The 13102-nt window shown below is 69.3% G+C and carries 11 protein-coding genes; 3 read left to right on the top strand and 8 right to left on the bottom strand.

Annotated elements, in window-relative coordinates; all coding sequences use genetic code 11:
- The first annotated feature begins 155 nt into the window (after nucleotides 1-155).
- Genes PUN71_RS07370 through PUN71_RS07360 form a run of 3 tightly spaced genes read left to right on the top strand, consistent with a single transcriptional unit; the run spans nucleotide 156 to nucleotide 3471 of the window.
- Entirely contained in the window at nucleotides 156-1031 is an 876-nt protein-coding gene (locus PUN71_RS07370) for a hypothetical protein (RefSeq protein ID WP_043449492.1), read from the top strand.
- Nucleotides 1032-1040: 9 nt separating this feature from the next.
- Complete coding sequence (locus PUN71_RS07365; RefSeq protein WP_277797880.1) at nucleotides 1041-1829, top strand: energy-coupling factor transporter transmembrane component T; 789 nt, start codon at nucleotides 1041-1043, stop codon at nucleotides 1827-1829.
- Nucleotides 1822-3471 carry an ABC transporter ATP-binding protein gene (locus tag PUN71_RS07360; protein ID WP_277797879.1) on the top strand — a complete coding sequence of 550 codons (1650 nt, stop codon included), beginning with the start codon at nucleotides 1822-1824 and terminating at the stop codon, nucleotides 3469-3471. Before PUN71_RS07365 ends, PUN71_RS07360 begins: the two co-directional genes overlap by 8 nt.
- A gap of 12 nt (nucleotides 3472-3483) precedes the next feature.
- Here the strand turns inward: PUN71_RS07360 and PUN71_RS07355 are convergent, their stop codons facing one another.
- The 8 genes from PUN71_RS07355 to msrB form a co-directional block, all read right to left on the bottom strand.
- The gene (locus tag PUN71_RS07355) at nucleotides 3484-5649 is read right to left on the bottom strand and encodes a 3-hydroxyacyl-CoA dehydrogenase NAD-binding domain-containing protein (protein WP_277797878.1); all 2166 of its coding nucleotides are present in this window, start codon (nucleotides 5647-5649) and stop codon (nucleotides 3484-3486) included.
- Nucleotides 5646-6923: a thiolase family protein gene (locus PUN71_RS07350; protein WP_277797877.1), complete on the bottom strand. Its 1278-nt coding sequence runs from the start codon at nucleotides 6921-6923 to the stop codon at nucleotides 5646-5648. The genes PUN71_RS07355 and PUN71_RS07350 overlap by 4 nt, the downstream gene beginning before the upstream one ends.
- A 117-nt stretch (nucleotides 6924-7040) precedes the next feature.
- Nucleotides 7041-8375, bottom strand: coding sequence for an HRDC domain-containing protein (locus tag PUN71_RS07345; RefSeq protein ID WP_277797876.1), 1335 nt, complete (start codon nucleotides 8373-8375; stop codon nucleotides 7041-7043).
- Nucleotides 8376-8387: 12 nt separating this feature from the next.
- Nucleotides 8388-9080, bottom strand: coding sequence for a DUF3000 domain-containing protein (locus tag PUN71_RS07340; protein WP_043449500.1), 693 nt, complete (start codon nucleotides 9078-9080; stop codon nucleotides 8388-8390).
- A 58-nt stretch (nucleotides 9081-9138) separates the two neighbouring features.
- Nucleotides 9139-10236: a threonine aldolase family protein gene (locus tag PUN71_RS07335; protein WP_277797930.1), complete on the bottom strand. Its 1098-nt coding sequence runs from the start codon at nucleotides 10234-10236 to the stop codon at nucleotides 9139-9141.
- 43 nt (nucleotides 10237-10279) lie between these two features.
- Nucleotides 10280-11020: an SDR family NAD(P)-dependent oxidoreductase gene (locus PUN71_RS07330; protein ID WP_277797875.1), complete on the bottom strand. Its 741-nt coding sequence runs from the start codon at nucleotides 11018-11020 to the stop codon at nucleotides 10280-10282.
- The gene (locus tag PUN71_RS07325) at nucleotides 11017-12384 is read right to left on the bottom strand and encodes a DUF6421 family protein (RefSeq protein ID WP_277797874.1); all 1368 of its coding nucleotides are present in this window, start codon (nucleotides 12382-12384) and stop codon (nucleotides 11017-11019) included. Before PUN71_RS07325 ends, PUN71_RS07330 begins: the two co-directional genes overlap by 4 nt.
- Before the next feature lie 181 nt (nucleotides 12385-12565).
- Nucleotides 12566-13099, bottom strand: coding sequence for a peptide-methionine (R)-S-oxide reductase MsrB (gene msrB, locus PUN71_RS07320; protein WP_043449503.1), 534 nt, complete (start codon nucleotides 13097-13099; stop codon nucleotides 12566-12568).
- Nucleotides 13100-13102 lie beyond the last annotated feature (3 nt).

Genomic DNA, 13102 nt, shown 5'->3' with positions numbered 1-13102 from the left:
GCATCCTGCAGGGAACCGTACCGGAGGATGGCCGGTAGAATGGGCCACGGACCCACCGGCGCATGTGCCGCCGGACGCTGCCGAGGTGACATAGGCAGCCCCACCCCGGCCCCGCAGAGCCGGGCTCCCGCCAGCACCCAAAGGAATACGTCTCCATGTCATCGCCCTCCCTGACGCTCCCGTCCCAGGAACGCTCCACGGGCCGCCGCCGGATCCTGGAGATCCTGGGCGCCCTGGCCATCGCCGCCACCTACATCTACCTGGTGCTCAACCAGCCGGCCGACATCACCGGTGGTCCGGGCAGCGCTTCCGCCCTGATTGCGCTCACCGGCTTCCTCGCCGGCGCCGTCCTGCTGATCGTTGCCGTCCTGCCCACGCTTCCGGCGTCCACCCTGGTGCTGATCCCCGTGGCCCTGGTCCTGAACATCGTGCTGGGCCAGTTCGTGGGCAGCACCCTGGTTCCGTTCTACCTCGACGCCATCGGCACGGTGCTGATTGCCGTCCTGGCAGGTCCGGCCGCAGGAGCCGCCACCGGTGCCCTCAGCAGCATCGTCTGGTCCTTCTTCAACCCCACAGTCCTGCCATTCGCCGCCGGTGCCGCCCTGATCGGCTGCCTGGCCGGGCTTGCCGCCCGCTACGGCCTGTTCCGCCGCTTCTACCTCGCCCCCGTGGCAGGCTTCGTCACCGGCATCATCGCCGGCGTGGTGTCCGCGCCGGTGGCCGCCTTCGTCTTCGGCGGAACCTCGGGCGTCGCCACCGGGGCGATCGTCAGCGCCTTCCGGGCCATGGGGGACACCCTCCTGGCAGCCATCACCAAGCAGGCGCTGATCTCCGACCCCATGGACAAGGCCATCGTGTTCACCATCGTGGCCCTTTTGGTCTATGCGCTGCCCCGCCGGGCCCGCCAGCAGTTCCCCTTCATCCGGCGCCACCGTGTCCTGGCCGGCAACACCCCGGCGGACGCTCCCGCCCAGGACCGGACAGCAGGCACTGCGCAGGGAACTGCCCACGATTCGGCGCAGAACGGCTGACCGACCCCTGTGGCTACACCTTCCGCAGGCAGGCCCGCGGCGCCGGCCAGGCGGGAGGGCCTCAACCCCCTGACGTCGTTGACGGCTGCCGCGGCCACGGCGGCCATCACGACGGCGGCCGGCAACTGGGCGCTGTCCCTCGCCGTCATTGCCGGCTGCCTGGGCCTGTCCACGGTGGGCGGCACCGCCCGGCGCATGCTGCCGGCCGCCGCAGCGATCCTGGTCCCGTTTGGCCTGTCACTGCTCGTGCTGCACGGTCTGTTCTTCCCCGAAGGCAGGACGGTACTGGCGGTGTGGGGACCTGCCCGCATCACGGCAGAAGGCCTGGACTTCGCGGTACAACGCATCCTGCAACTCGGCGCCCTGGTGCTGGCCCTGCTGGTCTTCTCCTTCAGCGTCAGCGTGCCGGACCTGGTGGCTGCGTTGTCCGCCCGCGGGGTCCAGGGACGGTTCGCCTTCGTCCTGGCGTCCACCCTGACCCTGCTGCCCGCCATCGCCGCACGGGCACAGCGGATCCGGCAGGCCCAGGAGTCCCGCGGCCTGGTAGTCACCCGCAGCCTGCTATCCAGGATCGCCGCGTTCCGGCTGCAGGCGGTTCCCCTGGTCCTGGCAATGGTCGAGGATGCCGGCACCAGGGCTGCCGCCCTGGAGGCAAGGGGCCTGAGCAGCACCGGGCCGCGGACCAGCTACCGGGCGGTCCCCGATTCCAGCCTGCAAAGGGTGGTGCGGGCAGTGCTGGTACTGGCAGCCGTGACGGCAGTTGCTGTCCGGCTGGCGGAGGCGGTCCACGGTGGCTGAGCCCATTGCCGCCGCCGGCCCGCACCCTGCAGACAACGCAGGACTGCCCGGTGGCGCTGCGCATGCCGGCGTTCCCCGGACGCCTGTCCTGGCTGCCGGCATCCGCACGTTCACTTTCCATGACGCGCTGACCCCGGCCCTGCACGACGTCGCGGTTTCCGTTCCGCCGGGCTCCTTCACCGCCATCCTTGGCGCCTCGGGAAGCGGCAAGTCCACGGTGGGCCGCCTCCTTTCCGGCTGGTTGCCGCCTGGCGGCCACGGCGTGCTGGCCGGATTCCTCGAGCTGTCCGGGACCCGGCTGGACTTCGACGGCGGCGCCGGGGATCCGCGGGTGGACCCGGCGCAATGGGGGCGTTACGTCGGCTTCGTCCCGCAGGACCCGGCCATGGTGCTGTCCACGGTACGTTCCACCGTGGCCGAGGAACTGGCGTTCGGCTTGGAAAATGCCGGCATGGAGCGCGGCGCGATGGAGTCGGCGGTGCAGCGTACAGCCGGGCTGCTGGGACTGCGGGACCAGCTGGACCGTGACCCGGCCCGGCTCTCCGGCGGACAGCTGCGCCGCCTGGCCATCGGCTGCGCCACCATCGCCGGTCCTTCAGTGCTCATCATGGACGAACCGTTCGCCTCGCTGGACGCGCCAGGGGCCACGAGGCTCGCCGCTGTGGTGCGCGGCCTCCTGAAGCGGGGCACCGCCGTCGTGGTCCTCAGCCAGGCCGTCCACCCGCTGCTGCAGGAAGCGGATACGTGGGTGGTGCTGGCGGACGGAACGGTGGCCGCAAGCGGCCCGCCGGCGGGAATGGGCCCCGAATCGGGACTGGTGCCGCCCGCCATCCGGCGCACGGCCACGGCGTTCCACGACCCCGAAAGCAGGGAAACAAAGGGGCCGGGTGGTACCTGGCCGGCAGGGGCGCCCTACACCCCGGCGCAGCCCGGGCCGCCCGCACTGCAGCTCCGGGACGTGTCCTTTGCCTACCGGCAGGCAGCGGCGCGGGGCAGGGGGTGGAGGAAGCCCATGCGGGAGCCGAACCGGGATGGGCCCCTGGTGCTGCGCGACGTGCAGCTGGCTGTCCATCCTGGGGAAATCGTGGCTGTCACCGGCCCCAACGGTGCAGGGAAATCAACCCTCCTGCGGCACTTCAATGGCCTCCTGCGTCCCGTCTCGGGTGCGGTCCTGGTGAACGGCGCGGAGATCGCGGGAGTCCCGGTTGGAAAGACGGCCGCTTCCGTGGGCCTGCTCTTCCAGCAGCCGCGCGACCAGTTGTTTGAGCGGACCGTGCTTCGGGAGGTCAGTTTCGGGCTGGACCGGCTGGTGGATGCCGGCACGGCGGGGGAACGCGCCGCCGCGGCCCTGGCGGCAACAGGCCTGGCTGATGCCGCCGGAGAACATCCCGCGGAACTTTCGGCGTCCGCCCAGCGCCTCCTGGCGCTGGCTACCGTCCTGGCCCGCCGGCCAGCCGTCCTTGCCCTGGACGAACCCACCGTGGCCCTCGACGGGGTCGGGCTGGCCCTGTTGGATGCCGCGGTCGGTTCGGCGGCAGCGGAGGGCGCCGCCGTCGTGCTGGTCACCCATGACCTGGGCTATGCACGGACGGCGGCGCACCGCATTCTGTCGCTGGATGGTGGCCGGCTGGTGCCGGCCTGACCGGAGGTCCGCTTACCCCTGCGAGGGGCTTGAGGCGATGCCAGGGGCGAGGAAACGCCTGCCGTTAATCCGTTCGGACGCGCCCACCCGGTCCAGGTACGGGGTGATGCCGCCCAGGAACATGGGCCAGCCGGCGCCCAGGATCATGCAGAGGTCGATGTCCTCGGGTCCGGCCACTACGCCCTCGTCCAGCATCAGGCCGATTTCTTCTGCCAGGGCATCCTGGACCCGCCGCAGGACCTGCTCCGCCGTGGAAGGGCTGGAGCCGAAGGACATTACCTGGAGGGTGGAGTCCGGGATGGCGCGGGATCCGTCCGGGGCGGTTTCCCACAGGGCCTTGACGTTGTTGTCGATGAGTTTCTTCAGGTTGGTGGAGACCGGGAAGCGGTCGCCGAAGGCCGCGTTCAGGGATTCCTGGACGTGCTGTGCCACGGGCAGGCCCACCATGGCCAGCAGCGTGAAGGGCGTCATGGGCAGGCCCATGGGGCGCAGCGCCGTGTCCGCGACGTCCGCGGGGGTTCCTTCGTCGAAGGCTGCGGTCACCTCACCCATGAGCCGGAGCAGGATGCGGTTGACCACGAAGGCCGCCGCGTCCTTGACCAGCACGCCCGTCTTCTTCAGCGCCTTGGCGAGCTCGAAGGCCGTGGCCAGTACGGCGTCATCCGTGCGCGGGGCGCGGACGATTTCCAGCAGCGGCATGACGGCTACCGGATTGAAGAAGTGGAAACCCACCAGCCGTTCCGGGTGCTGCAGGTCTGCCGCCATGTGCGTCACCGAAAGCGAGGAGGTGTTCGTGGCCAGGATGCACTCCGGCGTCACGATCGCTTCCAGTTCCGCGAACACCTGCTTCTTGATGTGCAGTTCCTCGAAGACGGCCTCGATGACGAAGTCGGCGTCCGCGAAGACCTCCTTGGAGACGGATCCCGTCACCAGCGCCTTGGTCCGGTTGGCGGCGTCCTGGCTGATGCGCTGCTTGGCCAGCAGCTTGTCCACCTCGGCGTGGACATAGCCGACGCCCTTGTCCACCCGGGCCTGGTCGATGTCCGTCAGCACCACCGGCACCTTCAGCTGCCGGGCGAAGACCAGCGCCAGCTGGCCGGCCATCAGCCCGGCACCCACGACGCCCACCTTGGTGACGGGCCGGGCCAGCTTCCGGTCCGGGGCGCCGGCGGGGCGCTTGGCGCGCTTCTGCACCAGGTCCAGGAACGCGTAGACAGTGGACCGGAATTCGTCAGTCTGCATCAGGTCGGCCAGCGTTTCGCATTCCAGTGCGGCGGACTCGGCGGCGGTCATGGTGCGGTTGGCCTCGAGGATGTCCAGGACCTTGGCGGGGGCGGGGGAGGCGTTGGACGTCTTGGCTTCGACGAACGCCCGCCCGGCCTTTACGGCGGTAGCCCAGCGGGCTTGGGTGTCCGGGGAAAGAGGGTCGACGGCGTTGGCCCGCTCGGGGACGATGTCGCCGGAGATGACCCCCGAGGCCCAGGCCAGGGACTGCTCCAGGAAATCGGCCGGCTCAAAGATGGCGTCAGCGACGCCCAGCGTGAACGCCTGCCCACCGGACAGGGTCCGGTTGTTGCTGAGCGGGTTCTCGATCATGACCTTGACGGCATTCTCCGGCCCCACCAGGCGGGGAAGGATGTAGACGCCGCCCCAGCCGGGAACCAGGCCGAGGAACGCTTCCGGAAGTGCCAGGGCCCCCGCGCCGCTGGACACCGTGCGGTAGGTGGACTGCAGGGCGATTTCAAGGCCGCCGCCCAGTGCGGCGCCGTTGATGAAGGCAAAGCTGGGGACGCCGAGGTTTGCCAGGGTGGCGTAGACGTCGTGGCCCAACTGGGCCATCCACAGGCCGTGCTCGCGCTTTTCGAGGGACTTCACGGCGGAAAGGTCCGCGCCTGCCACCAGGTAGTGCGGCTTGCCGGTCACGCCGACGCCCACGATCTCGCCGCGGGCTGCGCGCTCCCGCAGCCCTTCCAGCACCGTGCCCAGCTCCACCAGGGTGTTGGGGCCAAGGGTGGTGGGCTTGGTGTGGTCCAGGTCGTTGTCCAGGGTCACCAGGGCGAAGGTTCCCGGGCCCGGCTTGCCTTCCACTCCGGGCAGGGCGATGTCCTGGACGTAGGAGTGGGTCACGGTTTCGTTGGGGAAGAGGTCTGCCAACTTGCGGTAGTCTGCGGCGCTCATGCCAGGGCTCCTTCGGATGCGGCTGCAGTGGAATTCCCGGAGGGGGTTCCGCTGTAATCGGGGTGGTGCGGGTTCTCCCAGATCATGGTTCCGCCCATGCCCAAACCTACGCACATCGTGGTGATTCCGTAACGCACGGAGGGATCTTCCTCGAACTGGCGGGCCAGCTGGATCATCAGCCGGACGCCGGAGGAGGCAAGGGGGTGGCCCACGGCGATGGCTCCGCCATACCGGTTGACCCGGGGGTCGTCGTCGGCAATGCCGTAGTGGTCAAGGAAGCTCAAGACCTGGACGGCAAAGGCCTCGTTGATCTCGAACAGGCCGATGTCATCGATGCTGAGTCCCGCGGTCTTCAGCGCCTTTTCCGTGGCGGGGACGGGCCCGATGCCCATGACCTCCGGTTCCACGCCGGCGTAGGCATAGCTGACCAGCCGCATCTTCACAGGCAGGCCGAGCTCGGCGGCGGCGTCGGCGGAGGCCAGGACGGCCGCGGTTGCGCCGTCGTTCAGGCCGGCCGAGTTCCCGGCGGTGACCCTGCCGTGGGCGCGGAACGGTGTCCGCAGGCCGGCCAGGTCAGCCAGGGTGGTGCCGGGGCGGGGTGGTTCGTCCTTGCTGTGGACGGTCCAGCCTTCGCCGGGCTTGCGGGCGGCGACGGGAACCAGGTCAGGCTGGATCTTCCCGTTCCGGTAGGCGGCGGCCAGCTTGTCCTGGGAGGCCACGGCGTAGGCGTCGGTGCGCTGTTTGGTGATGGCCGGGAAGCGGTCATGCAGGTTCTCAGCCGTGTTGCCCATGTTGAGCGCGGCCGGGTCCACCAGGCGCTCGGACATGAAGCGCGGGTTGGGGTCGGCGCCGGACCCCATGGGGTGGTGTCCCATGTGCTCCACTCCGCCGGCGATCACCACGTCGTAGGCGCCGAAGCCGATGCTGCCCGCGGTGGTGGAGACGGCCGTCATGGCACCTGCGCACATGCGGTCGACGGCGAAGCCGGGGACCGTGCGCGGCAGGCCGGCGAGGAGGGCGGCGGTGCGGCCAAGGGTCAGGCCCTGGTCGCCGGTCTGGGTGGTCGCCGCGATGGCCACCTCGTCAATCCGCTCTGCCGGCAGCGATGGGTTCCGGCGGAGCAGGCCGCGGATGCATTTCACCACCAGGTCATCGGCCCGGGTTCCGGCGTAGATTCCCTTTTCACCGGCCCTGCCGAAGGGTGTGCGGATGCCGTCAACAAAGACGACGTCGCGGACAGTGCGCGGGGATGCGCCGCTTCCGTGCTGGCTCACGTGTAACTCCTCATCGAGACGTAGCGCCGGGGTGCATGCCGGAGTACGGCTGCAGTTGGCGTCGGTCCCACCGATGTTACTCGTGAGTAACTTAGCCCGCAAGGGCTGGAGCCGAGGTTACTGGGCGCCCCCGGCAGCGACTGCTTTGGGTTCCTTGGCAGGCAGTGGCTGCGGGTTCAGGAACGCCCCGGTGATCAGCGGGGCGGTGAGGTCCACCTGCCAGGCCCGGGCGCCCAGTGCACGCAGCTCAGCAGCGACGGATTCGACGGTTACCTCAGCCGGCGGCCGCCAGGCAACGCGCCGCAGGTAATCGGGCGTCAACAGGTTCTCCAGCGGCAGTTTCAGTTCCTCCGCCTTGGCCTGGAGGAGCGGCCGGGCGGTGGCCAGCCGGGCGGCAGCTTCCGGGTCCCGGTCCGCCCAGACCCGCGGGGGTGGCGGAGCGTTGGTGGCCAGGTGCAGCGGTGGCAGCTCTTCCAGGGCCCTCGCTGCGGCAATGCAGCGCAGCCACCGCGGTGCTTCGCGCTGTGCTGCGCGCCCATGGAACCCCTTGGTGGCCAGCAGTTGCGGGACGGTGGCCGGCATGGCCTTTGCCGCGGCAACGAGGGCGGAATCCGGAATGAGCCGGCCGGGTGCCACGTCGCGCTTTTGCGCCAGCGAATCGCGCTCCAGCCACAGTTCGCGGACGGCGGCCAGCTGCCGCCGGTCCCTGATCTGGTGCAGGCCCGAGGTCTTACGCCAGGGGTCCACCCGTGGAGGTGCAATGCCGGCTTCGAGGATGGCGGCAAACTCCTGCTCGGCGTACTCCAGTTTTCCGTCCGCCTGCAGCAGCTCGATGAGTTCTTCGCGCAGTTCGGTGAGGACTTCTACGTCCAGGGCGGCATAACGCAGCCACGGCTCCGGGAGCGGGCGGGTGGACCAGTCGGCGGCGGAGTGCTCCTTGGCCAGCCCGAAGCCGAGCAGCTGCTCGATCACCGCGGCCAGGCCCACGCGCGGGAGTCCGGCCAGGCGGGCGGCGAGTTCGGTGTCGAAGAGCTTGTCCGGCCACATGCCGAGCTCGGACAGGCAGGGCAGGTCCTGGGTGGCCGCGTGCAGGATCCATTCCACGCCGCGCAGTGCGTCGTTGATGATGTCCAGGTTTTCGAACGGCTCAGGGTCGATCAGCCAGGTCCCGGCGCCCTCGCGGCGGATCTGGACCAGGAAGGCGCGCTGGCCGTAGCGGAACCCCGAGGCCCGTTCGGCGTCCACGCCGGCGGGGCCGGTGCCGGCGGCGATGGCAGCGGCACAGCGTTCCAGGCCGGATTGGGTTTCAATGACCAGCGGAACGCCGTCCCGGGGAGAGTCAAGGTCGATGATTTCGGGGATGGGGCTGTCAAAGCCCTCCACCGTGATGTGGGGCGCGGTATCAGCAGCCGGGACGCCGGCTGTGGTGTTTTCCGGAATGTTTGGGGTCATGATGCCCCCAGTTTACCGGGCTGCCCCATGACCGTTCTGCTGGCTGCGCCGGCGGGGCGGGAGGGCGGTGACGCCGTCCGGCAGGGGCGGCAGCCCGGCGAAGGTGCATACCATGTCCGACCACGCCTCGAGGTGGGCCTGGACGTCGGCAGACGCGGGTGTCCAGGAGGCCCGCAGTTCGATGTCGATGGACCCCGGCCGCCCGGCCAGGGTGCCGAAGCTTTCGGACAGGACCCGTGTGGCCGTACCCCCGGCTGCCCGGTAGGCCGCCTTGTGGTTTTCCAGTGCCTCCACCAGCCAGGTCCACGCCACGGTGCCGAGCAGCTGGTCGTTGCCCATTTCGGGTTCAAGCTCGGCGCGGATATAGGTGACGATCCGGAACTCGCCGTCCCACACCGCTGAGCCGTCCGGGTCATGCAGCAGGATGAAGCGTCCGGTGGCGAGTTCCGTCTCGTCCTCGTCGGCCGGCCCCGAAGCGGCTGTGCCGGATGCGGCGGCGAAGGCCATGGCCGCGGGACCGTGCACGGGCGTGGATGGCACGCCGGCGCCGGGCGCCAGGACTTCGGCGCCCAGCGCGACGGCGAAGGGCGCCAGCCGGGCGGGGGCGGGGATCTCCGCCAGGCGCAGCTCCTTGCGGCACTGGGCTTTCCTGAGGGTTCCCAAGGCGTGGAGAAAATCCGGGGGAACCTGGTCAAGTGCGTTCACCTTGGCAGATTACGGGGCAGGAGGGGGTGGAGTGGGAAGGCTCGCCGTCAGCAGCCGGTCACCCGGCCCGGCCGTCCTGGTAGTCCCGCAATTCATGCCGGATTGCGGCGGCAAAGGCATCAACATCCTCCTCAGTGGTGTCGAAGGAGCACATCCACCGGACTTCCCCTGCCGCCTCGTCCCAGTCGTAGAACCGGAAGGAGCCGCGCAGCCTGTCCGCCGCGCCGGGGGGAAGGACGGCGAAGACTCCGTTTGATTCCGTTTTCTGGGTGGGCCGGACGCCGGGGATGGTGTCGACGGCGGCACGCAGGCGGGCGGCCATGGCATTGGCGCGGGCGGCCGAGCGCAGCCACAGGTCGCCTTCCAGCAGGGCGATGAACTGGGCGGACAGGAACCGCATCTTGGAGGCCAGCTGCATGTCCATCTTGCGCAGGTAGACCAGGCCGTGGGCCGCCTCGGGGTTCAGGGCCACCACCACTTCGCCGAACAGCAGCCCGTTCTTGGTGCCGCCGAAGGACAGGATGTCCACGCCGGCGTCCCTGGTGAACGCCCGCAGGGGCACGCCCAGGTGCGCTGCGGCGTTGGCCAGCCGGGCACCATCCATGTGCAGCTTCATCCCCTTGGCGTGCACGTGGTCGGCAATGGCGCGCACTTCCTCCGGCGTATAGCAGGTGCCCAGTTCCGTGGTCTGGGTAATGGAGACTGCCAGCGGCTGGGCGCGGTGCTCGTCGCCCCAGCCCCAGGCTTCCCTGTCGATCAGTCCGGGCGTCAGCTTGCCGTCGGGGGTGGGCACGTGCAGGAGCTTAAGCCCGCCGACGCGCTCCGGTGCGCCGTTCTCGTCCATGTTGATATGCGCGGTGGACGCGCATACCACCGCGCCCCACCGGGGGAGCAGGGACTGCAGCGACAGGACGTTGGCACCGGTGCCGTTGAACACCGGGAAGCATTCAATGCCGGGGCCGAAGTGGTCGACCATCAGCTCCTGCAGGCGCGCGGTGTAGTCGTCCTCGCCGTATGAGACCTGGTGCCCTTCATTGGCGGCGGCCAGTGCTGCCAGGACTTCGGGGTGGACGCCGGAGTAGTTGTCGGAGGCGAAGCCGCGGACATTGGGATCGTGCAGCCGCAGTCCGGCACCGGTTTCTGCTGTTGTCGTCATGGGATTGGTCACGCTTTCAGTCTAGGTTCAGTCACGGCCGCGGTCAGTCTGCCAGCCGGAGCCGGGCGCCATTGAGTTCGGCGGCCGGCGCGTCGAAGAGGCGTACGACGGCGGCGGCCAGGTCGGCGACGTCCGTCGCCCCGGGGAACTTCCGCTCCGGGTGGGCCCGGCGCAGTGCATCGTCCACCAGGGCCTTGACCACGAGGATCGTGGCCGCGGGCTGGCCGCCGCCCGCTTCCGGGATCCGGCGGAAGCCGTCAGCCAGGGCCATGGTCCACGCTTCCGCGGCGGCCTTGGCCGCCACGTAGCTGGCCACCGCGGCGGCCGGCTTCTCCACCGCGGTGGAGGAGACGATGGCGAACCTGCCGGAGCGGGAAGCGGCGACGTCGTCGAAGAAGACGCGTGAGGCGTTGCGGAGCGTAGTGACGGCGCCGCGTTCCAGGAAGTCCCAGTCGTCGTCGGACTGGTCGGTGATGCCCTTGGCGCCGCGCCAGCCGCCCACCAGGTGGATCACGCCGTCCACCCTGCCCAAAGCCCCGCCGACGTCGTCGCGCAGCCTCCGGACGTCCGCCAGAACCGCGAGGTCGCACGTGAAGGGCGTGACGCCGTCGCCCGCCTGGCGGGCTGCCGCAGCAATCCGCGTCCGGTCCGAGCCCACCGTGGCCACCCGGTGTCCCGCCAGGGCAAGGGCGCGCGCCACGGCGACACCGGACGCCCCGCTGCCGCCGGCCAGCAGGACGTTAAGTGGTCCGTCGGCTCCCGGTTCCCGGGCAGCCGTGCTCACAGCGCTGAGCGGCCGGTGATGCCGGCGGTGGACTCGATGACCGGGCGCATCTTCTTTTCCAGTGCTTCGTAGAACATGGACAGCGGGAACTCGTCGTCCAGGACCTGGTCCGTCAGGCCCCGCGGCGTTCCAGCCAGCGGCAGCGCATCGGGTCCCTTTGCCCAAACGGACGCCGGGTTGGGGGTGACCGTTGCCGACACCAGCTGGTAGGCCGCGAGCCAGTGCGCGGTCTTCGGCCGGTCAATGGAACGCCAGTACAGGTCGTCGATGCTGGCTCCCAGGGCGATGACGGCATCCGCCACCTCGTCCCAGTCGATGGTAAGCCTGGTGTCCGTCCAGTGCAGGACGTGCTGCTGGTGCAGCCAGGCGAACAGGAGCTGGCCGCCCAGGCCGTCGTAGTTGCGGACGCGGCTGCCGGTGATGGCGAAGCGGAAGATGCGGTCGAAGATGATGGCGTACTGCACGAGTTTTGCGTGCCGCCGGGCCTCGGGATCGGCGTCTTCGTCCCTTTCGATCCGGACCGATTCGCGGAACGCGGTGAGGTCGCAGCGCAGTTCCTCCAGCGAGTACAGGAAGTATGGCATGCGCTGCTTGATCATGAAGGGGTCGAACGGCAGGTCGCCGCGCATGTGTGTCCGGTCATGGATCAGGTCCCACATGACAAACGTTGCTTCGGTGAGGTCCTGGTCGGCGAGCAGTTCCGCAGCACCTTCGGGCAGTTCCAGCGAGGTGATGTCCGCGGCGGCTTTCAGGACCCGCCGGAAGCGCGCAGCTTCCCGGTCGGCAAAGATGGCGCCCCAGGTGAAGGTGGGGGTCGTGCTGACGGCTACGGTCTCCGGGAAGAGGACGGCGGAGTTGGTGTCGTAGCCGGGCGTGAAGTCAACGAACCGGATGGGCACGAACAGCTTGTTCGAGTAGGCGCCGGCCTCCAGGCCGGCGATGAACTCCGGCCAGATGACCTCGATCAGCACCGCCTCCACCAACCGGTTGCTGCTGCCGTTCTGGGTGTACATGGGGAAGACCACCAGATGCTGCAGGCCGTCATGGCGCTGCTCCTGCGGCTGGAAGGCCAGCAGCGAGGACAGGAAGTCCGGGACCTTGAAGCCGCCGGCCGCCCAAGCCTCGAAATCGGCACAGGCGGCATCGAGGTAGGCGGCATCGTGCGGAAACGCAGGGGCCAGGGCGCGGATGGCGCTCACGATGGTCGCTGCGTACCGGTTGGCTTCCGCATGGTCGGCGGCGTGGGGCACGGAGCCGTCCTGGACCTGGAGGGCCTGCAGGGCGGTTGCCGCGCCCTTGAGCCGGAGCCAGTCCTGGTTTTCGGCGGAAATACCGGTAACGGCGGTGGTCAGGGTCTCTGTCATCGTCGGCTGCCTTTCTGGTTGCTTGCTTCTCTGGCGAGCGTAACAAGCAACCAGCAGCACTTATGCCAAGAAGGGTCTATCGTAAGTAAGCCTTATCCTCCATGGCGTAGTCGCAGGTCCGAGGCACGTCCGTTACTGGGGGTCCAGCCCCCGTGAATCCGCGGCACGGGAAGCCGCGACCTCAGGACCCGGCCTTTCCTGCGGCATCGTCCTTGGCAACCAGACGCAGGGAGACCGAGTTGATGCAGTAACGCTGGTCGGTGGGCGTCCCGTAGCCCTCGCCCTCGAACACATGGCCCAGATGGGAGTCGCAGGTGCCGCAGCGCACTTCGATTCTGTCCATCCCCAGCGTCCGGTCGTGGATGTAGCGCACCTTGCCTTCGGCGAGCGGCGCCCAAAATGACGGCCAGCCGCAGTGCGAATCAAACTTCTCGTTGCTGGTGAAGAGTTCAGCGCCGCACGCCCGGCACTGGTACACGCCCTCGGTGTGGGTGTCCCAGTATTCACCGGTGTAGGGCCGTTCGGTTCCCGCCTGGCGCAGGACACGGTATTCCTCCGGGGTCAGTTCCTCCCGCCACTGGGCGTCGCTCTTCTGGACGGTGCCTGCCGCGCCGGCGCTGCCTGCCGCCGTCGTATCCTCCCGGCTGTCCCGGGATGTTCCGCCCGCAACGCCTGGTCCCTTGTTGCCGAAGATGCTGTTTCCAAAGATGCTCATAGC

Source organism: Arthrobacter sp. NQ7 (assembly GCF_029581595.2).
GTDB lineage: Bacteria > Actinomycetota > Actinomycetes > Actinomycetales > Micrococcaceae > Arthrobacter > Arthrobacter phenanthrenivorans_B.
The sequence above is the reverse complement of the archived record's forward strand: the minus strand, read 5'-3'. Positions and strand labels throughout refer to the sequence as shown.